General features: G+C 36.7%; 20 protein-coding genes and 1 pseudogene. 4 read left to right on the plus strand and 17 right to left on the minus strand.

All coding sequences use genetic code 11. The annotated features are described in order from the left end of the window. Nucleotides 1-12: 12 nt before the first annotated feature. The 7 genes from I583_RS08230 to I583_RS08260 all read right to left on the minus strand — a co-directional run bounded on the left by I583_RS08230 (nucleotide 13) and on the right by I583_RS08260 (nucleotide 6,877). Entirely contained in the window at nucleotides 13-435 is a 423-nt protein-coding gene (locus I583_RS08230) for an Asp23/Gls24 family envelope stress response protein (RefSeq protein WP_010760954.1), read from the minus strand. Nucleotides 436-460: 25 nt separating this feature from the next. After that, entirely contained in the window at nucleotides 461-694 is a 234-nt protein-coding gene (locus I583_RS08235) for a DUF2273 domain-containing protein (protein ID WP_010760953.1), read from the minus strand. Between the two features lie 12 nt (nucleotides 695-706). Continuing rightward, complete coding sequence (gene amaP / locus I583_RS08240) at nucleotides 707-1,270, minus strand: alkaline shock response membrane anchor protein AmaP (RefSeq protein ID WP_010760952.1); 564 nt, start codon at nucleotides 1,268-1,270, stop codon at nucleotides 707-709. 185 nt (nucleotides 1,271-1,455) lie between these two features. Beyond that, entirely contained in the window at nucleotides 1,456-2,637 is a 1,182-nt protein-coding gene (locus I583_RS08245; protein WP_010760951.1) for an AI-2E family transporter, read from the minus strand. Nucleotides 2,638-2,812: 175 nt separating this feature from the next. Next, the gene (locus tag I583_RS08250; RefSeq protein WP_010760950.1) at nucleotides 2,813-4,501 is read right to left on the minus strand and encodes a ribonuclease J; all 1,689 of its coding nucleotides are present in this window, start codon (nucleotides 4,499-4,501) and stop codon (nucleotides 2,813-2,815) included. Nucleotides 4,502-4,532: 31 nt separating this feature from the next. Next, on the minus strand, nucleotides 4,533-5,405 hold the full coding sequence (gene dapA, locus I583_RS08255; RefSeq protein WP_010760949.1) for a 4-hydroxy-tetrahydrodipicolinate synthase: 873 nt from the start codon (nucleotides 5,403-5,405) through the stop codon (nucleotides 4,533-4,535). Between the two features lie 416 nt (nucleotides 5,406-5,821). Next, nucleotides 5,822-6,877, minus strand: coding sequence for an aspartate-semialdehyde dehydrogenase (locus I583_RS08260; protein ID WP_010760948.1), 1,056 nt, complete (start codon nucleotides 6,875-6,877; stop codon nucleotides 5,822-5,824). Between the two features lie 471 nt (nucleotides 6,878-7,348). Between I583_RS08260 and I583_RS08265 the strand changes: the two genes are divergently transcribed. Continuing rightward, on the plus strand, nucleotides 7,349-8,995 hold the full coding sequence (locus tag I583_RS08265) for an alpha-keto acid decarboxylase family protein (RefSeq protein WP_010760947.1): 1,647 nt from the start codon (nucleotides 7,349-7,351) through the stop codon (nucleotides 8,993-8,995). Between the two features lie 95 nt (nucleotides 8,996-9,090). Beyond that, a complete protein-coding gene (locus I583_RS08270; protein ID WP_010760946.1) occupies nucleotides 9,091-9,549 on the plus strand; it encodes an S-ribosylhomocysteine lyase in 459 nt (152 codons plus the stop codon). Between the two features lie 51 nt (nucleotides 9,550-9,600). Here I583_RS08270 and I583_RS08275 read toward each other — a convergent pair whose 3' ends face one another. Then, nucleotides 9,601-10,419 carry a ZIP family metal transporter gene (locus I583_RS08275; protein ID WP_034683256.1) on the minus strand — a complete coding sequence of 273 codons (819 nt, stop codon included), beginning with the start codon at nucleotides 10,417-10,419 and terminating at the stop codon, nucleotides 9,601-9,603. 160 nt (nucleotides 10,420-10,579) lie between these two features. Here I583_RS08275 and spxB point away from each other — a divergent pair, with 160 nt between their 5' ends. Then, a complete protein-coding gene (gene spxB, locus I583_RS08280; RefSeq protein WP_010760944.1) occupies nucleotides 10,580-12,307 on the plus strand; it encodes a pyruvate oxidase in 1,728 nt (575 codons plus the stop codon). Nucleotides 12,308-12,356: 49 nt separating this feature from the next. Here the strand turns inward: spxB and I583_RS08285 are convergent, their stop codons facing one another. The 3 genes from I583_RS08285 to I583_RS08295 all read right to left on the minus strand — a co-directional run bounded on the left by I583_RS08285 (nucleotide 12,357) and on the right by I583_RS08295 (nucleotide 14,362). Beyond that, nucleotides 12,357-12,611 (minus strand): CsbD family protein, encoded by a 255-nt coding sequence (locus I583_RS08285; protein ID WP_010760943.1) that lies wholly within the window; start codon nucleotides 12,609-12,611, stop codon nucleotides 12,357-12,359. A gap of 97 nt (nucleotides 12,612-12,708) precedes the next feature. Next, nucleotides 12,709-13,308, minus strand: coding sequence for an alpha/beta hydrolase (locus I583_RS08290; RefSeq protein ID WP_010760942.1), 600 nt, complete (start codon nucleotides 13,306-13,308; stop codon nucleotides 12,709-12,711). Nucleotides 13,309-13,420: 112 nt separating this feature from the next. After that, nucleotides 13,421-14,362 carry a helix-turn-helix transcriptional regulator gene (locus I583_RS08295; RefSeq protein WP_010760941.1) on the minus strand — a complete coding sequence of 314 codons (942 nt, stop codon included), beginning with the start codon at nucleotides 14,360-14,362 and terminating at the stop codon, nucleotides 13,421-13,423. A gap of 84 nt (nucleotides 14,363-14,446) precedes the next feature. Between I583_RS08295 and I583_RS08300 the strand changes: the two genes are divergently transcribed. Beyond that, entirely contained in the window at nucleotides 14,447-14,890 is a 444-nt protein-coding gene (locus tag I583_RS08300) for a VOC family protein (protein ID WP_010760940.1), read from the plus strand. Nucleotides 14,891-15,193: 303 nt separating this feature from the next. On the opposite strand, the pseudogene I583_RS17130 reads toward I583_RS08300, so the two are convergent. From I583_RS17130 to I583_RS08330, 6 genes and pseudogenes are all read right to left on the minus strand, one after another. After that, nucleotides 15,194-15,295: pseudogene (locus tag I583_RS17130) on the minus strand (fructokinase); the annotation flags it as partial. Between the two features lie 43 nt (nucleotides 15,296-15,338). Next, a complete protein-coding gene (locus I583_RS08310; RefSeq protein WP_034683259.1) occupies nucleotides 15,339-16,379 on the minus strand; it encodes a galactose-1-epimerase in 1,041 nt (346 codons plus the stop codon). Nucleotides 16,380-16,631: 252 nt separating this feature from the next. Continuing rightward, nucleotides 16,632-19,262 carry an HAD-IC family P-type ATPase gene (locus tag I583_RS08315; protein WP_010760937.1) on the minus strand — a complete coding sequence of 877 codons (2,631 nt, stop codon included), beginning with the start codon at nucleotides 19,260-19,262 and terminating at the stop codon, nucleotides 16,632-16,634. Nucleotides 19,263-19,458: 196 nt separating this feature from the next. After that, the gene (locus tag I583_RS08320; RefSeq protein WP_010760936.1) at nucleotides 19,459-19,728 is read right to left on the minus strand and encodes a type B 50S ribosomal protein L31; all 270 of its coding nucleotides are present in this window, start codon (nucleotides 19,726-19,728) and stop codon (nucleotides 19,459-19,461) included. A gap of 98 nt (nucleotides 19,729-19,826) precedes the next feature. Next, the gene (gene rho, locus I583_RS08325) at nucleotides 19,827-21,119 is read right to left on the minus strand and encodes a transcription termination factor Rho (RefSeq protein ID WP_010760935.1); all 1,293 of its coding nucleotides are present in this window, start codon (nucleotides 21,117-21,119) and stop codon (nucleotides 19,827-19,829) included. Beyond that, a complete protein-coding gene (locus tag I583_RS08330; RefSeq protein WP_010760934.1) occupies nucleotides 21,116-22,396 on the minus strand; it encodes a UDP-N-acetylglucosamine 1-carboxyvinyltransferase in 1,281 nt (426 codons plus the stop codon). Before I583_RS08330 ends, rho begins: the two co-directional genes overlap by 4 nt. Between the last annotated feature and the right edge of the window lie 228 nt (nucleotides 22,397-22,624).

Here is a 22,624-nt window from a genome sequence, read left to right on the forward strand (position 1 = left end):
AATTAGAACAAATTAATTATTTCCCTTAGTTTCATCGCTGTCTTTACCACGGTATTTTTCCAAATATTGCTCCTTGGTCATAACATCATCTACGCTCATATTAAATTCGACAAGTTCTAAACCAGTCATATGTGCTATCGCTTCTTTGACTTTTTCAACCGTTTGATCAAAAACTGATGAAATATTAACATCGTATTTGCAAATCACGGATACATCAACAGCTACTTGTTTAGTTCCTACTTCAACTCCAACGCCCTTAGTGACATCTTCATTATCTCTAAAACGGTCTGCAAAATCGGTAAAAAGGTTGCCACTCAAACCTAAAATTCCATCAATATCGGAAATAACGACACCAACGATTTTTTTGATTACGACATCACCAAACGTTAATTTTGCTTTTAGTCCACCTGTGTTGTTTTCTACTGTTTCTGCCATTTGCATTCACTCCTTCAATATAATTTTAAATTCCCATCATAGACCTAACTGAATCTATCAAGGAATAAATATCCAAATCTTCATCTCGCATTTTCCCTATAATATATCCGACTGCTGCAAAAATCAGCAAGACCAATGTTTTACCAAAACCAATCAGCAATAAAAGAATGGCTAGTAGTAAAAACAAAAATGTCCAAATAATCCGGAAACGATAAGGTTTGAGTTGCTTCATCCAACGTTCTTTTTTTTCTTGATCCATGACGTCTCCCTCCTAAATCACCCGTGATTGTTTTTTGCCGAAAGTTGTAGATTCTGTTGGTTCTTTTTCTCTTAAATGCACTATTACTTGGCTGTCGATTGATTCTAAAGCTGTGTTTAGTGCATTTTGTATTGTGTCTTTTATTTCTTCTCCTAAGGGTTGGAAACGTTCTTTGCTTCTGACGTCTACTCTTAGTTTAACAGCTACTTTTTCCTTGCCTTTGATTTTAACGGTCATTTTAGTTTTATCTGGATGAATAATCGTGCTATAGGCATCTTGCACAATTTGTTCTACAGTACTTTTTGGTATTTCGATTCGGTTCTTGCCTTCTTTCACAACCAAACGTTTCCTTCTTCCAGAAACAGAAAGAACAACAATCAAACTGATAAATAAAAGACCACCTAAAATAAGTAAAATCCATTCAAAGAACGTGAATAGCCAAGGATAATTGTAGAGTAACTCGTTTACTTCATAAGACAACCAAGGAATGTCGATTAACTGACTAAGTAACCCTAATGTTCCGACAAACAATAGGAGTATAATGAATGCAAAAATAATTTTCAGCAATCGTTTCATATGCTTCCCTCCTTTAAGACTAGTTGTTTTGCTGTTAACTAAATTGTAACGCCTACAAAAAAGTATTACAAAAGATATGAATTTCTTTTTTTGTTATACGCATAGTTTTTTATCAAACAAAACGGCTGAACTCCAATATTCTAGCGATTTATCTGCCAGAATCCTTCGTTCAACCGTGATTTTATTTATTCATCTAAATACTCTTCTTTAGAAAACTCGGTGTCTTCATATTCACCACTATCTCCATAAAATTGATTATATCGTTGTTTAAATTTACGGAAAATATACGTCACCAGAACTTTGGCAATTGCATAAATTGGAATACCAAAAATTAATCCGAACATCCCTAACAAATCGCCCATTACTAATAAAACGATCACGATTGTTAATGGATGTACAACTAATCGTTTCCCCATCACTTGTGGTGCAATCAAATGTCCGTTAAGCATTTGAACGAGCATCCAAACCAGACTCATCTTAATAAACATACCAAATGACACCATCAATGCAACGATAGCTGCTGGTACAAAGGCAATCACAGGCCCAATATACGGAATAACCGCTGTGATCCCTACAATGATCGATAACGTTCCAGAATAAGGCACTTTAATCAGCCAAAATCCGATAAATGTTAAAATACCGATTGCAATCGACACTAAAATTTGTCCTTTTAAATACGCACCAACTTGGCTGCTCATTGTTGCCCCGATTTCTTTGGCATCACCTCTAAAACGTGGTGGTATAATTTTTAAAACAAAGGAGAAAAACTTCTGATCATCTTTTAATAGGAAAAAAGTAATGATCGGAGCCGTTACCATCACCAGAGCAAAACCAGTAAGCGTAGAGAAGACCGTTGAAGCTCCTTCCACAGCTTTGCTAAAGTAACTACCGATTCCATCTGAGATATTATCAAACCATCGCTGTATTGCGTCTAAAGCATTCGCTAAAGGTTTCTCCAATGCTGAATTATGGAAGAAATCCGTCACCATCTTGTTCAAATCATCCATATACTGTGGGAAACTTTCTATCAAACCTTCTACTTGTTTTTGCAAAATCGGAACAACTAAAATAATACCGACAACGATCAATGTAATCAAAATAATAAAAATAGCTGAAACGCCATAAACTCGTTTCACTTTGTGTTTTTCCAACCAATTGACGACTGGATTAAATAAATAATATAAAATCAATGCTAAAATCGTTGGTCCAATAATCGTTTTGAAAACAACCCCAATCGGTCCAAATATAAAGCCAACCTGATGAAAAATAAAAATCACTGCGCCTAATAACAATAACGCAACTAGCGTGAATAATAAATTTTTTCCACCAAGAAATTTGATCCAGCGTGTTTCTTGTTTCTTTTCCATTTGCTTCCCTCCTAAAAATAAAAGTGCACTGGGCTTGCTAAACTTCAGTAGTGGCGCATGAACATCACCTCTTTATTGTATCGAAAAAAAACTTATCTGTAAAAAAATAATCACTTCATTAAATTAAACAAAAAATCACTCAGCCATTTAGATAACTGACTAAGTGATTTTTTGTTTAATTCGCTGATTTGCGTCCTTTTCGTTGTGTTGCTTCCATAATTACAGGAAGAATCACTGGACGGCGTTTTGTTTGTTCAAACAAGTAACGGCTCAATTGTTCCCGAATATCTTGTTTTAATTTGCTCCACTCAAAATCGCTACTTTCAAGATGTTTTTCAACGATTTCCGTTACGATACTGCTACTTTCTTTCATCAAATCTTTGCTTGTTTTGACATAAACAAAACCTCTTGATGTGATTTTAGCAGGTGAAACAATACGTTTTTCACGACGATTGATTGTTACAACGGCTACGAAAATACCATCTTCAGATAAGATTCTACGATCACGAAGCACGATATTACCGATATCGCCAACACCAATTCCATCGATCATGATATTATCAGCCGTTGTGCTACCGGCAACGTTCATTTTCTGTTTGCTATATTCAAGGATATCTCCTCGACCAGTAATGAAAATATTTTTGTATGGAATACCCAATTCATGTGCCAAATCAGCATGTGCTGCTAATTGACGATATTCACCTTGAATTGGAATAAAGTGTTTAGGTTTCATCAAGTTCAACATCAATTGCAAATCATTTGGACTTGCGTGACCAGAAACACGTAAATTATCTGAGATTTGTTTCACCACACCACCAGCGCGGTATACGATATCTTCTGTTTTTGCTACGGCTGTCTCCATCGCAGTTGTAGGCGTTGTCGTGATATACACTAAATCACCTTCTTTGATTTTGATAACACGATGTGTGCCATTGGCCATTTTTTGTAGTGACTTGATCGGCTCACCCATTGTTCCTGTTTCTAAAATCACTAATTGATCCGCTTGATATTTTTTCATGTCTTTCACACTAACGATCAAATCTTCACTCGGTAATTTTAGTTTGTCTAATTTGATAGCAGTATTAATAATTCTTTGGAAATCTTGACCTGTTAAAACGATTTTACGGTCAGATCGATGAGCTGCATCTAAAATTTGTTGGACGCGCTGTAAATTACTAGCAACACAAGCCACGATAATTCGACCTTCCCAGTAACGAATCGTATCAAAAACTTCATCCGCTATCTGTAGTTCAGAAACAACTTGAGCTGGGTTTTCAGCGTTCGAAGAATCACTCAATAAAGCCAAGACACCTTCATTACCGATTTCAGCCAAACGACCAAAATCTGTCTGATACATTGGAATTGCGCTTTGATCAAATTTGAAATCTCCTGTGTAAACGATATTGCCTTCTTTAGTTTTCAAATTGATTCCGATAGAATCTGGAATCGTATGTGTAGTACGGAAAAAACTGATCGTAGCATGTGCAAAATCGATTTCTGTATGTGCATCCACTACATGAAAATCATTAAATTCTTTTGAATCTGCGTGATCTCCTACGTTTAATTTTGCTAACTCGATTGTTAATTCGGTACCGAATACTGGTACATGAACTTTAGATAAAAGATACGGTAATGCTCCAATTGCATCGGCATGACCATGTGTTAAGAAAATCCCAGCAACACGGTCAATATTTTCCACCAAATACGTAAAATCGGGAATTACCACATCAATTCCTAATAGCTCATTTTCTGGATATTTTAATCCACAATCCAGTACAAAAATTTCATCTTCCACTTCTGCGATGTACATATTTTTACCATTTTCACGAACGCCGCCTAAGGGAACGATTTTTATTGTACTCACTAACTTCACCTCTCTATATTCTCATACTGAATCAAAGATCCAGTATGCTTAAAATTTTCGCTTTTTCTTCAGTTGTACAAGATACAAGAGGTAAACGTAAATCCCCAACGGAAATGCCCATTTCGTTCAACACTGCCTTTACAGGTGCTGGTGAAGGAACCGAAAACAAAGCATTCATCTTAGGTAACAACTGCCGCTGAATGCTTGCAGCCGTTTTGACTTCTCCACGATCTAATGCCTGGAACATATCGTACATTTCAGTACCGAACACATGGCTTGCGACCGAAATCACCCCTTGTCCACCTATCGCTTTTATTGAAAAAGCTAAGGAGTCTTCTCCAGTATACACTAAAAAGTCTTTTGGTGCCTTTTCTATCAACTCAGTCAATGCATCTAAGCCGAAACATTCTTTAATTGCAATCACATTTTCTAACTCAGATAAGCGCAAAGTTGTTTCGACATCAAGGCTTGCTACGGTTCTTCCTGGAACATTATATAGAATAATTGGCAAGTCACTCGCCTCAGCAATTGCCTTAAAATGTTGATACAGACCTTCTTGATTTGGTTTATTGTAATAAGGTACGACTGCTAACCCTGCATCGATTCCTCTAATAGCTGATAATTCTTTTACAAATTCAACAGAATCACGTGTATCATTGGTTCCCACACCACAAATAATCGGCACTCTTCCATTAACTAAGCGAATCACTTCATTGAACAACTCAATTTCTTCATCATGAGTCAATGTTGGCGATTCACCTGTCGTTCCGGCTAAAATAATTCCTTCTGTATGATGATCAAGCAAATGTTCAACCAACTGAGGCAGCTTAGCAAAATCGATTGCGCCGCTTTCATCAAAAGGTGTGACCATTGCTGTAATTATCGTTGCATTTTCTAAATTCATACTTACTACCTCCTAATTTTAAAAGCGTAGCGGGCTCATTTAGGCTCGACTGGAAAATAGGAAAATACGTTTGTGACGCTTTTTGTCACAGGCAGATTTTATCTTTTTCCCGAAACCTTTAATCCTTAGAGCTTTAGCTCATCGGAATTGATGAGATCGAAGCAGAGCATAGTGACTAACCCGCGAAGCTAGGTAACGTTAAAAGCTAAAAGAGCTCAGTCAGACTCGGCAAGAAAATAGGAAATAATGACTGAGGTGCTTTTTACCTCATTCATTATTTATCTTTTCTCCGAGAGGCTAGCTCTTGAAGCTAGATAACACATGGCAAAATAACTTGTACACTCTTGACCGAAAAACAGATCTAAGGATTTTTCCCGTCCTTCATATTTTATATTTCAAAAAAATCCAGATACTATTTAAACCCTCACTAAATCCATCTCATGCAGTGTTTCCGCAATTTGAACTGAATTCCAAGCAGCACCCTTTAATAAATTATCAGAAACAACCCACATATGATACCCCTTGTCAATATCGATATCTTGACGAATTCTCCCTACAAATGTTTCTTTGCGATCGATACTCGTTAAAGCTTGCGGATAAAGTTGTTGACTTGGATCATCTTGCAAAACTGCACCTGGAGCATCAGCGATTAATTGTTTGATTTTGCTCACGTCAGAACCATCTTCTTTGACCTCAATATAAATTGATTCAGAATGACCAGACAATACAGGAATACGAACACACGTGGCTACAACTTTAATACTGTCATCTTCCATGATTTTTTTCGTCTCATTGATCATCTTCCATTCTTCATACGTATAATCAGCATCTGCAAAGACATCAATCTGGGGTAAGGCGTTAAATGCGATCGGATAATGTTTTTTGTCGCCACCCGATGGTAAAATATCAGCTTCTAATTTGTCAGCAGGCGTGCCGTTGATATACGCTAACGCTTGTGATTTCAGCTCTTCCATCGCATTGATTCCTGCTCCGCTCACAGCTTGATAAGTTGATACGATCAAACGGTCCAAACCATAAGCTTGTCTGATTGGTTCAAGAGCTACCATCATTTGAATCGTCGAGCAATTTGGGTTAGCAATGATCCCTTTATGACGCTTTAACGCATCAGGATTGACTTCTGGGACAACTAAAGGGACTTCTGGGTCCATTCTGTAATGACTAGTATTGTCTACTACAACAGCTCCACGTTTAACTGCTTCTGGAGCATATTGTTTTGAAATATTTCCGCCAGCACTGAATAAAGCAATATCTATATCTGTAAATGACTCAGGCACTAACTCTTCAATTATAAGAGTTTGTCCTTTAAACGTTACTTCTTTTCCCGCTGAACGTTTTGAAGCTAAAAGTTTAACCTGATTTATTGGTAATGATGTTTCTTCCAACATTTCGATCATTTTAGTGCCCACAGCACCAGTTGCGCCTACCACGGCAACATTATAATTACTTTTCATACTTATTGATCTCCTCTCAAATTCCTGAAGAAAGTTGCTTTTTCTATTTTACCATAATATTGTCTTTTACTACATAGGAAGTAAAATGATTTTGCTTTAATTTTGTCATAAAAGAAAAAGAAAAATTTGTTTCATAACATTTCAAATCATTTTTTAATGACGTTCTTATGATTCGAGCATCATAGTCGACTAAATTTTTTTGCAGTTTTATACTGGCTCTGCGGCTTATTTTTTGTTGGCATTGTCTTGTTAAATCTTTTGGGAAAAGATGATTGAGGTAAAAAAACTTAGTTCTATTTTTCTATCAAGATTGGACAAACTATTATGCCAAACGTTATCTAGCTTCAAGGATTGAAGATCTTTTGGAAAAAACGGAAATGGAACGAGGCAAAAAGTGACAACGTCAATGTTTCCTATTTTCCTGTTAGAACTGAACGTGCCCGTTACACTTTTAAATTAGGAGGATGCTCAATGTACACCATATCAGATTATTTATTGGATCGTTTAAAGGAATTAGGAATCGATGAAGTATTTGGGGTTCCTGGAGATTATAATTTGCAATTTTTAGACCATATCACAGCGCGAGAAGACCTAAAATGGATCGGTAATGCCAATGAGTTAAATGCTGCATATATGGCTGATGGGTATGCGCGAACTAAAGGAATTTCAGCTTTTGTGACGACATTTGGTGTGGGAGAATTAAGTGCTGTCAATGGTTTAGCAGGTAGTTATGCGGAAAATGTACCTGTTGTTGAAATTATTGGTTCACCGACAACAACTGTTCAAAACAATAAAAAACTTGTTCATCACACTTTAGGCGATGGTGATTTCCTGCGCTTTGAAAAAATGCATGAAGAAGTAACAGCTGCAATCGCTCATTTGACTATAGAAAATGCCACCTCAGAAATCGACCGAGTATTGACTATTGCAATGACAGAAAAACGTCCAGTTTATATTAATTTACCAATTGATATAGCTGAAACAAAAACAAACAAACCGAATAAACCTTTACAAAAAATGACAGAAAGATTAACAGAAGCTGAAGCAACTATTTTAAGCAAAGTTGAAAAAGCTCTACAACAAGCAGAAAATCCAGTTATCATTGCTGGACATGAAATTTTAAGTTACCATATAGAACATCAATTAAACGAGTTCATCCAAAAATTTAATTTGCCAATTACGACATTACCCCTAGGAAAAGGCGCATTTGATGAAGAAGATTCTCACTATATGGGAACATATTCAGGATCACCTACTGAAGAGCCTCTGAAAAGTCGTGTTGATAATGCAGATCTTGTTTTACTTTTAGGCGCAAAATTGACGGACTCAGCAACATCTGGTTTTAGTTTTGGTTTTACAGACAAACAAATCATCTCGATTGGCGCAACAGAGGTCTTATTTTATGGTGAAAAACACGAAGCAATTCAGTTAGATCGTTTCGTTTCTGCTTTATCAACGCTATCATTTTCTAGATTCACAGGAGACTTACTTCCAGTAAAACGTATATCCAAAGTAGAATTCAAAGATGAACAACTGACTCAAAAACGGTTCTGGAAAATGGTAGAAACTTTTCTATTGCAAGGAGATACTGTGGTTGGCGAACAAGGAACTTCTTTCTTTGGGCTAACAAATGTTCCGCTAAAAAAAGACATGCACTTTATCGGACAGCCATTATGGGGATCGATTGGTTATACTTTCCCTTCTACTTTAGGTAGTCAAATCGCAAATAAAGATAGTCGTCACCTGTTGTTTATCGGAGATGGTTCGTTGCAATTGACTGTTCAAGAATTAGGGACTGCAATTCGAGAAAAACTGACACCCATCGTTTTTGTGATCAATAATAACGGTTATACGGTTGAACGCGAAATCCATGGTGCTACCGAGCAATACAACGATATTCCCATGTGGGATTATCAAAATCTGCCGCTAGTCTTTGGCGGAACTAGTCAAACTGTGGCAACTTACAAGGCGACTACAGAAGCTGAATTAGCTGAAGTGATGAAGTCTGCTAGAAAAGATACTGAACGATTACAATGGATCGAAGTGGTGATGGATCAAGAAGATGCCCCTTTGTTATTGCAAAAATTGGCCAAGATTTTTGCAAAACAAAATTCGTAACTCCTCGATCACTGTTCTATTAGAATCTATTGACTTTTTAAGGTATTTTGTTATAGTTAAAAGCGACATTTACTTAATGTGAAGGAGTGAATAATATGGCACGTGTTGAAAGTTTTGAATTAGATCATAATACAGTTAAAGCCCCTTATGTTCGTTTAGCGGGTACTGAAAAAAATGGTGAAGCCTTGATTGAAAAATATGATCTTCGTTTCTTACAGCCAAATGAAGACGAATTACCTACAGCTGCTGTTCATACATTAGAACATTTATTAGCAGTAAATTTACGTGATCACTTAGAAGGAATCATCGATATTTCCCCTATGGGTTGTCGTACTGGTTTTTACATGATTATGTGGAACGAGCATTCACCAAAAGAAATTCGTGATGCTTTAGTGAAAGTATTGAACTTTATTGTTGAAACAGATTTTGTTCCTGCGGTTTCCGCTAAGGAATGTGGAAACTATAAAGACCATTCTTTATTTTCCGCACAGGAATATGCGAAGATTGTGTTGGAAAAAGGTATTAGTTTAGATCCTTTTGAACGTATTTTATAAAAAATTGAAACAAAGACCAAACCTCCGTATAATGCAGGTTTGGTCTTTTAGTTATCCTAAAGCAACATCTAAAATCATCATGATAATAAAGCCAAGCATCACACCAAAAACAGCAAAATGTCGTTTACTGGTCACTGTCTGCTGTGCTTCTGGAATCAATTCTTCCACAACTACATAAATCATCGCACCTGCTGCAAATGCTAACGCATATGGCAAAAGCAATGTAACTTTTGTCACTAGAACTGCTCCAATGATCCCAGCAATCGGTTCAACGATCCCTGAAGCTTGCCCGTAGAGAAATGCTTTCTTTCGGCTTAGATTTTCTTGTCTTAATGGAATCGACACAGCTGCTCCTTCTGGGAAATTTTGTATTCCAATCCCTAAAGCTACAGAAATCGCTGCTAATACTGCTTTTGGCGGATCATCAGCTGAATTTGCTGCACCAAACGCCACTCCTACTGCTAAACCTTCAGGAATATTATGTAAAGTAATAGAAAAAACCAACAAAATCGTCCGTTTTAAATGACTTGGCAAACCTTCTTTTTCATGATTTGGCCCAAAATGCATGTGTGGCAACGTTTTATCTGCAATATACAAAAACAATCCTCCCAAACCAAAACCAAAACTAACAACAAGCCAAGCTATGTTGCCATTTTCTTCTGCCTGTTTGATTGCTGGATCTAACAAAGACCAAAAACTTGCAGCGATCATCACACCAGATGCAAAACCGAGCATCATATTTAGAACATCTTTTTTGATTTCTTTGAAGAAGAAAACCAGTCCAGCCCCCAATGCTGTCATAAAATAAGTGAACCCTGTCCCTACCAATGCTTGCTGCCAAGCTTCTAAAGATAACAGCCAATTAGTAATTACAAACACCTCATCTTTCCAAAATACTTTTCTTAGCTTAACTTTATCATATCAATGATTTTATGACCACGCCTAAAGTAAAAAATGCTTTCAGTTGGTACAAAAATGGAGAAAGAGTATACTTGATATAGAAGGTACTTTTAGAAATGGAGTGAGCCAAATGACAGAAACAATCAATGCTGCCGTTGCTATGATCAAAGTATTGGAAAGTTGGGATATCGATCATATTTATGGCATTCCTGGCGGATCTTTTAATTCCACCATGAATGCTTTGTACAAAGAAAAAGAAAAAATCACTTATATTCAAGTTCGTCATGAAGAAGTCGGTGCTTTAGCTGCAGCCGCAGATGCTAAATTAACTGGAAAAATAGGGGTGGCTTTTGGCTCAGCAGGTCCTGGGGCTACACATTTGATCAATGGATTATATGATGCACAAATGGATCACGTCCCAGTCTTGGCACTCTTGGGACAAGTCGCTACAAATTCGATGAACTACAACTCCTTCCAAGAATTAAACGAAAACCCAATGTTTGCTGACGTAAGTGTCTATAACCGAACAGTTATGACACCAGAAAGTTTACCACATGTCGTAGATGAAGCGATCAAAGCAGCCTATAAAAACAAAGGGGTTGCAGTTGTAACAATTCCCGTTGATTTCGGCACAAAAGAAATCCCTCTATTAGATGTTTCGACCGCTAAGAACCATCAACAGGGATTGCTCATGCCAAATTATGATGACCTTAAAAAAGCGATTCCTCTAATCGAAGCAGCCGAAAAGCCTATTCTTTATATTGGCCAAGGGACACGTAATGCTTGGCCAGAAATCAGAACGTTCTCTGAACACTTTTCAATGCCCGTTATTTCAGCTGTTCTAGGAAAAGGAATTGTTCCAGATGCTTATGAAAACTTTCTTGGTTTTGCCGCTCGTGTCGCAACCAAACCTGCCAATGAAGCCTTAGCAGAAACGGATTTGATCATATTTGCCGGCAGTGACTTTCCTTTTGCAGCGTATTTCTTTAACCCTGATGCTAAATTCGTTCAAATCGATATTGATTCGACAAAGTTAGGACGTAGACATAAAACAGATGTCGCAATCTTAGGAGATGCCAAAGAATCATTGAAGCGAATGGTTGATTTAGGCAGTTCTCGGCCAGTAGATAGATGGCTAAAAGCCAATCAAAAAAATAAAGAAAATTGGATTGCATGGTTAAGAAGTTTCGATGATAAAACTGATAAACCACTTCGCGTAGAACCTGTTTTTAAAGAAATTCGTAGAATAGCAGATGAAGATGCAATTTTTGTAACAGATGTCGGGAACACAACAATTCATGCGATTCGTCTTTTAGATATGAACGGCAAACAAAAATTTACAACGTCTGGATGGTTTGCTACGATGGGCAATGGTGTACCAGGTGGAATTGCTGCCCAACTTAGTTACCCTTATCGCCAAGTATTCACCTTAAGCGGTGACGGTGCGTTTGCCATGGTCATGCAAGATATCATCACCCAAGTAAAATACAAACTACCTATTATCAATGTTGTGTTTTCAAATGACTCTTTTGGTTTTATTGAAGCTGAACAAGAAGATAGTGAGCAAAAGAAATTTGGAGTATATTTAGAAGGAGCTGACTTTGGAAAAGCTGGCGAAGCGCTTGGCGCCCAAGGTTTTACCATTACAGAATATAGCCAATTGGAACCAGCTTTTGAAGCGGCTAGAAAAAGCACACGTCCAGTTGTAATTGATGTGAAAATCCGAAATACCCGACCTTTACCTGTTGAGGAACTGGTCTTAGACCCTGAAAAATTCAGCGAAAATGAAATCAATGTATTTAAAGAAAAATATGAAGTTCATGATATGCCCGTGTTGAAAGAGTTATTAAAGAATTAAAAAAACAGCAGATGCACTTTTCCGCATCTGCTGTTTTTTTATAGTTCATTTATTTATCATCATGTTTATGGAATTTTTCTTTGATATCTTCAAAACCTTCTTTGATTTTGTCGCCAAGTTTTTCAGCGCCATCTTTGATATCATCACCGGCATCACGAGCTTTGTCTTTTACATCGCCAAAAGCTGATTGCGCTTTGCCTTCAAGTTCTTTGCCTTTATCATCTGTTACTTTACCTTGAACTTCTTTAGCTGTTCCTTCAACTTTGTCTTTTGCATCATTTACGCGTCCATTTAAATCTGCCATGTGAAAAACCTCCTAGTTAATTTATATTACATAACTAGCATAGCATCATTTTTGACATGCTACAAACGATTCGCTTTGTTTTTTATCACTGAATACTTTAGAGCTCACTCAACCACCGTTTTGCTTGATTGATTTCATCCATGGTTATTTGATGACCTGAATTAGTGGGCATAATGGTAACCGTCGCCTGCCTATTTTTTAATTGTTGAATCAATTGATCTGACGCTTCCTTAGATACGATGGGATCATTTTCACTCACGGATAGCCAGATTTTTTTATCTGAAAGTGGAAAATTCTGGCTATCAACACCTAAGGACATTGGATGAAGTAAAATTGCTTGTTTAATAGCAAAATGGCGCTCTAATAAGATATGAGCTGCAATATTTGCCCCATTTGAATAACCAACAATGACCCATTCTTCTAACTGGATCCCTTTTTTCTCACTAACTGATAAGATCATCTGAATGAGTCGGTCACTTTCTTCTTCCAGACTAACTAAGTCAAACTGATTTAATCCATTGCGTTTAAAAAATCGATTCATCCCCGATTCTTGAATTGTCCCACGAAAAGACAATACTGTTGCTTCTTCATCTAAATAGCGAGCAATCTCCACTAATGACGTTTCATCACCGCCAGTTCCGTGAAGTAATAATAATTTTTTCCCATACGAAGCACCTTTTTCAAATAGATAATGCATTTTTACTCCTCCTTTTCCATTTTTTTAAAATAAGTTATCTACCAATACACTTACTTTTTGTAAGTGAATTTCATTTTAACATCTTTTATGTCATTTGTCACTTTACAAAACGTTATAACTGATACAAATATTCAGCAAGAGATGACGCTTTTTTTAATAGACTTTCCTTAAGTTGAATTGGCTCTATTTGTATAATGGCTGTTCCAAAACGAAGGAAATAATCCGTAATAAATTCCTCTTCTGTCTTATGATAATAACCATTAATGAGATAATTTCCCTCAGATACTTGGATTGACATTGAGGGGTAATTTTCCTTAGAGAAAATATCTTTGCCTTTTTCATTAACTTTGATTGAAAATGACAGTTTTTTTTCGCTTTGATAAAAGGTTTCGGCTTTTTCTAGCAGTGTTTCAAGTGATAACGCCGCTTGGGTGTTTTCTTCTTCAAGTGACATGATTTTATCGCAACGAATGACACGAATTTGTTGTGTTTCATTATTCCAAATTCTAGCATACCATTGACCAAACTTAGATGAAAGCTGTACAAATTGAGCCTTGATCGACACGATTTCTTGTTTTTTTGCATACTGAACGTTAAAAACTTTTTCATGAAGGATTCCTTCAACGATTTCTTTTAAATACTGACTCGCGTTACTATGGTTGACTTGTTCAAGCATGATGATTCTGCGCATTAACAAAAGCTCTTGCTGTAATTTCTCTGGTAAAACCTGACTATATTTTAATTCAAGGGTGCTACTTTCCATGTTAAAAGGAGTAGATCGATAGCCTTTTAGTGTTAACAAAGCAAAATAAAGAGCATAAATTTCACCTTTCGTAAACAACCCAGGAGCCACTATACGGGTATCTAATAGCTGATACTTGCCATATCTTCCAAGTTCCGAATAAATCGGCAAACCAATTTCTTCAAGAGACTGTATATCTCTTAATGCGGTGCTTTTTGAAATACTATATCGTTCTATCAGTTCTTTTAAATTGAAACTATTTTTATCAGCTAAAAAAAGAATCATATCATTTATTCGTTCTGCTTTTTTCATAACCCCTCCTAAAAGTATCATGTTTTGATACCTTTAAAAAGTATACTAAAAGTGGAAAGAAAATAAAAGAAATGAGGAATTGATATGACTTTAGAAATTGCGGTATTTTTATCCATGAATGGACGTGCTTGGGAGGCTTTAACTTTTTATAAAAAGCATCTAGGTGCTGAAGAATTACTCGTCGTAACGTATGAGGATATGGCAAAAAGAGACGAGACCTTTCAATTAACAGAGGAAAATAAACAGTTGATTTCCCATTCAGTTTTAAGAATCGGTCAGACTAAAATCATGATTGCTGAAGATGCAATGGATTCTAGCCAGCTCTATACAGTCGGCAATAATTTTTCTTTGTGTATTCAAAGTGCCGATTTAGCTGAAATTCAAACTTTTTATTCTAATCTAACGTCAGATGATCGAGTTAAAATCATCGTACCGCTGAATCAAAATATTTTTAGTGGTGCGTATGGAATTTTAGAAGATCCATTTGGGATACAAATTCAGTTGATGCATGACGAACGTTTAAAATAAACCATATATTTATCTAGAAGTAAACAATATAAAACAATATAACATGCATTTCTTGATTGCTTATTGTTTAGTTGTTTTCCATTTCTTTTTTAGCTTATGCCAGTCAACCAATCGTCCCTGGATCATCTTCTAATTTTGGCATCACAATATATTGTTCTAATGGTGGTGTTTTCACAAAACCATTAGAACAATTTTTCAAATTCACGACAAATTTTTTCTAGCATATGACACCGTTTCATCACGCCACCACCAAAAATCATCACATCTGGCGCAATTACTAACGCCATTGTCTTCACTTTTTTTAGGAAAACTTACTTTTTCAATAATGTATAGATCATCATTCCCAAAACCACATACAAATTTTGTGTCGCCTGCTTCGATACTGCCTAAAAATTTTTTCTTCATCTTTGCACACTCAATTGTCTTTTCTATGATCCTATATTTTGATTCAATTAATTTTAAAAATTGTGCGACTTTTATATGCGTTTTCTGGATACAAAATAATATCCCCAAAGTCTTCAAATTCAATGGCTCCAGGACTAACCTGAGTCTCTAACGTGAGTCCACCATGATTGACTAATTTCTTACCTCGAACCTCGGGGCCAGTTTCACCAAACTGCGCTGTGAAAATGACTACAGCTGGTTGATCAGTATACATCTCAACGGAAAGATCTTTTTTTGGTGCCGTAATAATTGCCTGTGGTTTATTAAAACCAGTTTGATTCAACATAAATGGATGATCCAACCCATTGACCAAAGTGTTTTGATCATAACTAGTTTCAAAAACTTGATTCATGCTCTTTGATTTTCTAAAATCGAAAGGAGTCTCCTTAACTGAGCGTAATTCACCCGTAACAGTTGTATAACTATCTACCACTGCAAATCGGTCTGCATCCACAAATAACCCGTGCTCACCAACTGATTGTGTAACATCACCTGTCAAATTAAAATAGACATGATTTGTTGGATTATATAACGTTGGTTGATCTGTTTCAGCTTGATAATCGATGATCCATTCATTTTCGTTTGTTAATGTGTACGTTACATGAGCTTTTAACTCTCCTGGAAAACCATTTTCTCCATCTGAACTCACATAAGAAAATGCCACAGAAATATGGTTACTTTTTTCTTCTATTTCAACTTCCCAAATCTTTGCCTCAAAACTTTCAGCCCCACCATGCAACGTATGGCCATTTTCGGGAGAAACGGGTAATTGATAGTTTTGGTCATTAATTGAGAACGAACCATGCTTGATTCTTCCAGCAACACGTCCGATCGTTGCCCCAAAATACATATCTTTAGCCAGATATTCTTCCCCAGTCTCAAAACCTAACACAATATTACGCTTTTCTTCATTAACTGGTACGATCAAATCAACGATTCTGGCGCCTAAGTCTGTGACATTCATTGTCAAACCATTATCGTTCGTAAGCGAATACAAAATAGCATTTTCTCCAAATTTTTGATTGCTGATTTTCAATACTTTCATCTCTCTTCCGTTTGAAATCGATTTTCCAACACAGTGAACTAATACTATTCTATCATCTTTGACGCTATTTTTTTCTTCAACGCTCATTTTAAACTACTTTTGTTTAAGTTTACAATATTTTTGTCAAGTTGCACTTAATGAAATAAATGCGTTTCTCTTTTAGCAACGTGAATCTTTTTTGATTCGATAAAAAACGAGGTATTCCATTTCGAATAAACAGAACGGAATACCTCGTCATTTTTTTATTAAATACTATAACCTTTTCAACTTTCGTGTTATTTGTTTTTCAAACTCTACGACTATGAATACAAAAATTCCTGAAAGTAACGCCAATTTTATATAAGGCCAACCAATAACGGCTGTTCCTAATGCTAGATGCATGATTGGTGTAACTATCAACAATGCTTGTAAAATAAATAAAATCAGTAGTGACAACCATAAAACTTTATTTGAAAGTATACTTTTATTAATCGAAAACTGGTAAATTTCCCGGCAATTGATCATATAAAAAACTTGACCAAACACAATCGTCGTAATCAATGTCGTCTGCATAACAGCTTCAGACGCATTACGTCCTTCTAAGAATACATTAACGAGAAAACCTAAAGCGGCTAATAAAAGAGACACGTAAACGATACGGAAAACAGCATATCTATCTAAAATATTTTCCCTAGGATTACGTGGAGGTTGCTCCATTCCATTTTTTGCCAATGGCTCAAAACCTAATGCAAAGGATAACGTAATCGTGGTCACCATATTCAGCCATAAAATCTGTACAGAGGTCAACGGTAGCGGTCTATCTAATAATAAGGACACAACTACTAATAACCCTTGTGCAAAAGCCGTCGGCAAAGAAAAGTAAATTGTTTTTTTCAAGTTTTCATAAACGCGCCTACCTTCTTTGATTGCTAAGGTGATAGTTGCAAAATTATCATCTGCTAAAACCATATCTGCTGCAGCTTTGGTCACTTCAGTCCCTTTGATTCCCATAGCGATACCGATATCTGCTTGTTTCAGTGCTGGTGCATCATTAACTCCATCCCCTGTCATCCCGACGATTTGCCCATTTTTTTGAATTGCGTGAACTAAGCGCAATTTATGCTCAGGCGTTGTTCTAGCATAGACATCATTGGTTAAAACAATATCTGCTAGTTCATCGTCACTAAGCTGTTCAATATCTTTTCCTACTAAGGCATTATTATAATTTTCAAGGCCAATTTCTTTCGCTATTGCCACCGCAGTATCTTTATGATCTCCTGTAATCATTTTTACTGAAATTCCCGCTTTGCGACTGTTTCGAACTGCTTCGATCGCTTCTTTTTTTGGCGGATCGATAATGCCGAATAATCCAGCAATAATCATCCCACTTTGTAGATCTTCATGAGCAAGGGTTGTTTGAGCTTTCGTTACTTCTTTAAAAGCTGCTGCTAAAATCCGTTGTCCTTTGGTAGCTTGTTGGCTAATTTTTTGCTGCCAATATCCTTCTTCAAACGTTTCGGTACTTTCATCAGCTAACTGATAGTCCACCATATTCAATAGAACATCTGGCGCACCTTTCAAATAAATATAACGTTTATCTTGAATCTCGACTAGTGTAGCCATGTACTTGTATGATGAATCGAATGGAATTTTGCTAATATCGTGTTCTTCTTCAACAAGTGCAGTATGATTAGCCCAGTCTAGCAAAGCACCTTCTGTTGGATTACCAATCACTTCCCTTACACCGTTTTTATAAGTGATTTTGGTATCGTTACAATAAGAAGCAATTTCTGCCATTTTTCTTACAGATTCATCTTTTTCCACCTGCCGAATAGAAGCTACTTCTACTTCTTCTAAAGTTGTATCAATTGTTTCTTTCGCAGTAACGAGTGCGACAACTGCCATTTCGTTTTTGGTTAGCGTTCCTGTTTTATCAGAACAGATAACTCCCATGCTACCTAATGTTTCAACAGCCGGCATTTTCTTGATGATCGCATGCTGGCGTGCCATTCGTGTCACCCCCACTGATAAAATAATAGATAAAACAGCTGGTAACCCCTCTGGCACAGCTGAAACTGCTAAAGCAATCATAGACGAAAGTAATTCACTTGCCGATAACTCACGGAAAAACAAACTGAACACAACAAGAAAGAGGATCAACGCCATTAAAAACAGAAAAATTTGTTTATTCAATAGCTTCATCTTTTTGATCAATGGTGTTTCATTCGTCCCTACGTTCTTCAAGTGCTGATTGATCTTACCGATCTCTGTTTGATCGCCGATTTGAATAACGATTCCTTTACCCGTCCCACTATTGACCAATGTCCCGGAATAAGCCATATTTATATGGTCACCCAAATCTTCCTCTTCTTCAAGAGTGCGATTACTTTTCTCAACAGGAGTTGATTCACCTGTTAAAATAGCTTCATCGATCACTAAGTTATATGCGTCAATCACGCGAAGATCGGCTGGAACGATATCTCCTGGGCTTAAATAGACAATATCTCCTGTAACTAAAGATTCAGCTTTGACTGTTTCTTTTTCCCCTTCTATTAAAATAACCGCTTCCGAGCTCATCATAGAGGTAAGACTATCTAAAGAGTCAGTAGCTTTTGCTTCTTGTACATAACCGATAACTGCATTGATGATAACCACCAGTAAAATAATCGCCATATCAATAAAATCACCACTGACTCCTTTTAATACTGCAGATACAAGCAATACATAGATGAGCAAATCATGAAAATGATGAAAAAACTTTTTCAGTTTGCTCGCTTCTTTTTCTTTAGAAAGAGTGTTACTTCCTTCTTCTTGTTTCGCTTTTCTTACAGATCTGTCGAGCCCATTTAGACTAGATTGTAATGCTGTTAACACTTGCTCCGCTGTCATTTTATACCACGTCATAACGACTCCTCCTCAATAGTTACTTAATACTTCATTAAAGTTTACAAAAATAAAAGAATAATTCATACTAATAACCCCTTCACTTAAGTAAAAAACCAGTATTTCTTAAACACTAGACTATAGCCGTTTTCAAATAGTAAAAAAAATAAGACCCAGCTCATAAATGAGTTGGGTCTTATAACCATTGCTGTTTGAATTAACCTTCTGGGTTTGCGTTGGTATCTTTGATACCATACTTTTTGTTGAAACGGTCCACACGTCCGTCTGCTTGTGTAAATTTTTGACGACCAGTATAGAATGGATGAGAATCAGATGTTACTTCGACACGAATCACTGGGTAAGTGTTTCCGTCTTCCCACTCAGCTGTTTCATCAGAGTGCTTAGTAGAACCTGATAAAAATTTAAAGCCTGTAGTTGAGTCCATAAAAATAACTGGGTGATATTCTGGATGGATATCTTGTTTCATAGTCTTTTCGCTCCTTTGCCCTGATCCATTTGCTGCATCAGAGTTTATTTGTCGGTATACAACAGTACTATAATAGCATGATTCGTTTATCGATGCAATTATCTTTTAGTATTTTTTTTCGCTTGTCTGCCAAACGAAACATCATGGAAATCTTCAAAGAACTTCTGATTATTTTTTGTTTTACGTAAAAACTTAACGAATTGCTCTGTATATTCTAAAGAATCACCTGTCATATGATTACGCAACTTCCAAGTTTCTTCTAACTGCTCAGCCGACATTAGCAAATCTTCTTTACGTGTACCAGATTTTTTGATATCGATTGCAGGGAAAATACGGCGGTCTGCCAAGTCACGAGATAAATGCAGCTCCATATTCCCAGTTCCTTTGAATTCTTCGAAAATAACGTCATCCATTCGACTTCCTGTATCCACTAATGCTGTGGCAAGAATCGTCAAACTTCCACCCTCTTCAATATTTCTAGCAGCACCAAAGAAGCGCTTAGGTTTATAAAAAGCCGCAGGATCGATCCCACCACTTAATGTACGACCACTTGCTGGAATTACTAAGTTGTAAGCGCGAGCTAAACGCGTAATACTATCCATCAAAATAACAACATCTCGTTTATCTTCAACTAAACGCATTGCACGCTCCAAGACTAATTCAGAAACACGTGTATGATTTTGTGGTTGTTGATCGAAAGTTGAAGAAACTACATCGCCTTTAACACTACGCTCTAGGTCTGTCACTTCTTCTGGACGTTCATCGATCAACAGTAAAATCAATTCTACATCTGGGTAATTTTCTGAAATACCGTTAGCAATTTCTTTCAACACGCTTGTCTTACCTGCTTTTGGAGGAGCCACGATTAGTCCTCGTTGTCCAAAACCAACAGGAGAAAAAATATCGATCATGCGTGTCGATAATCTACCTGGCGTTGTTTCTAATTTGATTTGTTTTTCGGGGTACAGCGGTGTTAATGCTGGGAAATGTGGACGTTCTTTTGCTTCTTCTGGATCTTTGCCGTTGACACTTTCAACATGCATCAAGCCATAATAACGTTCTGATTCTTTTGGAGGTCTGGCTTTCCCGGCTACTTTGTCGCCATTACGTAAACCAAATCGGCGAATTTGAGAAGATGAAATATAGATATCTTCTGCACTAGGTCCATAATTGATTGGTCGTAAAAAACCATAGCCGTCTTGAGAAACAATATCCAAAATCCCTTCCATAAAGAAAAAACCTTGTTTCTCAGCTTGTGCTCTAATAACAGCTAAAGATAACTCTTTTTTATTCATTTGACTATAATAAGGGATCTTGAACTCTTTAGCATAGGAATAAATATCTTTTAATGTACTATTCTCAAGCTCCGCCATTGTTAAATAGTCACTCATTTAGCCACCTCGATTTCCTCTTCTGTTTCAATCATTTGGATATCCGCACCAAGTGCAGTTAATTTTTCAATAATGTGGTCATAGCCACGTAAAATGTATTCAACATTATAAATTGTTGTTGTGCCAGTTGCCATCAACCCAGCGATTACCAAACAAGCACCAGCTCTAAGATCTGAAGCCACAACTTCTGCACCATGTAATTGTGTCGGGCCATTAATGACAATCATATTTCCTTCGATCGATGCATCTGCACCCATTCGCACAAGTTCTGGGATATGTTTAGTCCGTTGTGCATAAATGCTATCAATAACTTCACCTGTACCTTTGGCTTTTAACATCAAAGGAGTGATCGGTTGCTGCAAATCTGTCGCAAAACCTGGATAAGGATAGGTTTTAACTGTTGTCATTTTTAAATCATGAGAGGGGTGTACTTCGATCATATCTTCTTCGATCGTCATTTTTACGCCCATTTCTTGTAATTTAGCAATAAAACTTTCTAGATGTTCATAAATCACATTACGAACTTTTACGCCTTCACCCATTGCTGCAGCTAAGGCTAAATAAGTTCCTGCTTCAATTCGGTCAGGAATGATCGAATGACGGCAGCCGTGTAATTTTTCAACGCCTTCGATTCTAATAATATCTGTACCTGCACCACGAATGTTTGCTCCCATATTATTCAATAAAGTTGCAACATCGATAATTTCTGGCTCGCGAGCTGCATTCTCAATGATTGTCTTGCCTTCTGCTTTAACAGCCGCTAACATCACATTGATCGTAGCGCCAATCGAAACCATATCCATAAAGATTCTCGTTCCATGAAGTCTGTCTTCTGTTCTTAAATACATGGCCCCATGTTCGTTTGTTACTTGAGCACCAAGTGCTTCAAATCCTTTGATATGCAGATCGATTGGACGCGGTCCAAGGTAACAGCCACCTGGAAGTCCAACGACTCCTTCACCAAATTTACCTAGTAATGAGCCCATAAAGTAATAGGAAGCACGAAGACTATTGATTTTGCCTTTAGGCATCGGAACGGAAACGATTTCTGTTGGATCGATAACGAGTGTATTGTCGGTAAATGTTGTTTTAGCACCCATAATTTCTAAAATTTCAATTAATGAATGTACATCTTGAATATCAGGTACACCATCTAATGTTACGGGCGAATCAGCCAAAATAGCTGCTGGAATCAAAGCTACTGCACTGTTTTTTGCTCCGCTGATCGATACTTCTCCAGTTAATGGACGATTGCCATTGATTACGATTTTTTTCATTTATTATTCTCACCTATCTATGTAAAACAAATAGTTTTATTTTTTTGTAATATACCCAAACTATTCTAACACATTAAGGAACAATAAAAAAGCCAACAGTTATTCGCATTAGGTTATTTTTCTTCATTTACATGATTTCAACTTATTTTTTAACATTTTTGAACGAAAATATAGATGCAAACGATCTTTTTAGAAACAAAAAAACTGAAACAACAGATTTACTGTAGT

Origin of the sequence: Enterococcus haemoperoxidus ATCC BAA-382, from assembly GCF_000407165.1 — a bacterium.
GTDB lineage: Bacteria > Bacillota > Bacilli > Lactobacillales > Enterococcaceae > Enterococcus_L > Enterococcus_L haemoperoxidus.

Excerpts from the sequence above, each read along its gene's own strand:
- I583_RS08265 (WP_010760947.1), top strand. The coding sequence starts at position 7,349 with ATGTACACCATATCAGATTATTTATTGGATCGTTTAAAGGAATTAGGA.
- I583_RS08235 (WP_010760953.1), bottom strand. The coding sequence starts at position 694 with ATGGATCAAGAAAAAAAAGAACGTTGGATGAAGCAACTCAAACCTTAT.
- I583_RS08285 (WP_010760943.1), bottom strand. The coding sequence starts at position 12,611 with ATGGCAGATTTAAATGGACGCGTAAATGATGCAAAAGACAAAGTTGAA.
- dapA (WP_010760949.1), bottom strand. The coding sequence starts at position 5,405 with ATGAATTTAGAAAATGCAACGATAATTACAGCAATGGTCACACCTTTT.
- I583_RS08315 (WP_010760937.1), bottom strand. The coding sequence starts at position 19,262 with ATGACGTGGTATAAAATGACAGCGGAGCAAGTGTTAACAGCATTACAA.
- I583_RS08260 (WP_010760948.1), bottom strand. The coding sequence starts at position 6,877 with ATGAAAAGTAATTATAATGTTGCCGTGGTAGGCGCAACTGGTGCTGTG.
- I583_RS08290 (WP_010760942.1), bottom strand. The coding sequence starts at position 13,308 with ATGCATTATCTATTTGAAAAAGGTGCTTCGTATGGGAAAAAATTATTA.
- spxB (WP_010760944.1), top strand. The coding sequence starts at position 10,580 with ATGACAGAAACAATCAATGCTGCCGTTGCTATGATCAAAGTATTGGAA.
- I583_RS08320 (WP_010760936.1), bottom strand. The coding sequence starts at position 19,728 with ATGAAACAAGATATCCATCCAGAATATCACCCAGTTATTTTTATGGAC.
- I583_RS08310 (WP_034683259.1), bottom strand. The coding sequence starts at position 16,379 with ATGAAAGTATTGAAAATCAGCAATCAAAAATTTGGAGAAAATGCTATT.
- rho (WP_010760935.1), bottom strand. The coding sequence starts at position 21,119 with ATGAGTGACTATTTAACAATGGCGGAGCTTGAGAATAGTACATTAAAA.
- I583_RS08230 (WP_010760954.1), bottom strand. The coding sequence starts at position 435 with ATGGCAGAAACAGTAGAAAACAACACAGGTGGACTAAAAGCAAAATTA.
- I583_RS08270 (WP_010760946.1), top strand. The coding sequence starts at position 9,091 with ATGGCACGTGTTGAAAGTTTTGAATTAGATCATAATACAGTTAAAGCC.
- I583_RS08330 (WP_010760934.1), bottom strand. The coding sequence starts at position 22,396 with ATGAAAAAAATCGTAATCAATGGCAATCGTCCATTAACTGGAGAAGTA.
- I583_RS08300 (WP_010760940.1), top strand. The coding sequence starts at position 14,447 with ATGACTTTAGAAATTGCGGTATTTTTATCCATGAATGGACGTGCTTGG.
- I583_RS08245 (WP_010760951.1), bottom strand. The coding sequence starts at position 2,637 with ATGGAAAAGAAACAAGAAACACGCTGGATCAAATTTCTTGGTGGAAAA.
- I583_RS08295 (WP_010760941.1), bottom strand. The coding sequence starts at position 14,362 with ATGAAAAAAGCAGAACGAATAAATGATATGATTCTTTTTTTAGCTGAT.
- amaP (WP_010760952.1), bottom strand. The coding sequence starts at position 1,270 with ATGAAACGATTGCTGAAAATTATTTTTGCATTCATTATACTCCTATTG.